Annotated in this window: 1 pseudogene; it reads right to left on the reverse strand. The window is 50.9% G+C overall.

The annotated features are described in order from the left end of the window. Positions 1 to 1,414 (reverse strand): annotated as a pseudogene (locus tag BW936_RS19690) (hypothetical protein); the annotation flags it as partial.

The following is a 1,414-nucleotide window of genomic DNA, read 5'->3' on the forward strand; positions in this document are numbered from 1 at the left end:
GCGCCCTGTACGGACGAGTCGAAAAGCCCATCCGAACTTACGCCTGTACCGGACCATGTTCCGTTTGCAGGTGTCGCCTCCAACTGGATGCTCTCACCGAGACAGACACTAGCGTCTTCCGCCTCCACAGTAGGGCTATCGTTTACAATCACCGTTACCGTTGCCTCAGCTGTACAACCATAAGTATTTGTTACCGTTACCGTATAATCGCCGGCAGTATCTACTGTTATCCCTGACGTAGTAGCTCCAGTATTCCAGACATAAACATTACTTGATTCATAATCTGCTTTTAGCGTAGTGCTACTGCCTGAACATATTTCCAACACTCCACCGATTTCCGCTATAGGCAATGGGTTTATAGTAACCATTGCCGTCGTCTCCCCTACACAGCTATTATCATCCGTTGTCGTATATGTTACTTCATAAGTGTCATCGCTTAAGCCGGTCGTGTCGAACAGTCCTGTAGAACTTACTCCTGTCCCGGACCAGGTTCCGCCTTCGGGGCTAGCCTCTAACTGTACCGTTGCCCCCAAACATACGCTGGCATCTTCCGCTACCGGCTCCGGTAATACGTTTACCGTTACCGTTGCACTGTCGGAACCGTCGCAGCTATTACCGTCCGTTACCGTATAGGTCACTTCAAAACTGCCTGCTCCCTGTACGGACGAGTCGAAAAGCCCACCCGAACTTACGCCTGTACCGGACCATGTTCCGTTTGCAGGTGTCGCCTCCAACTGGATGCTCTCACCGAGACAGACACTCGCGTCTTCCGCCTCCACAGTAGGGCTATCGTTTACGATCACCGTTACCGTTGCCTCAGCTGTACAACCATAAGTATTTGTTACCGTTACCGTATAATCGCCGGCAGTATCTACTGTTATCCCTGACGTAGTAGCTCCAGTATTCCAGACATAAACATTACTTGATTCATAATCTGCTTTTAGCGTAGTGCTACTGCCTGAACATATTTCCAACACTCCACCGATTTCCGCTATAGGCAATGGGTTTATAGTAACCATTGCCGTCGTCTCCCCTACACAGCTATTATCATCCGTTGTCGTATATGTTACTTCATAAGTGTCATCGCTTAAGCCGGTCGTGTCGAACAGTCCTGTAGAACTTACTCCTGTCCCGGACCAGGTTCCGCCTTCGGGGCTAGCCTCCAACTGTACCGTTGCCCCCAAACATACGCTGGCATCTTCCGCTACCGGCTCCGGTAATACGTTTACCGTTACCGTTGCACTGTCGGAACCGTCGCAGCTATTACCGTCCGTTACCGTATAGGTCACTTCAAAACTGCCTGCTCCCTGTACGGACGAGTCGAAAAGCCCACCCGAACTTACGCCTGTACCGGACCATGTTCCGTTTGCAGGTGTCGCCTCCAACTGGATGCTCTCACCGAGACAGACACTAG

Source organism: Maribacter ulvicola (genome assembly GCF_900155985.1).
Taxonomy (GTDB): domain Bacteria; phylum Bacteroidota; class Bacteroidia; order Flavobacteriales; family Flavobacteriaceae; genus Maribacter; species Maribacter ulvicola.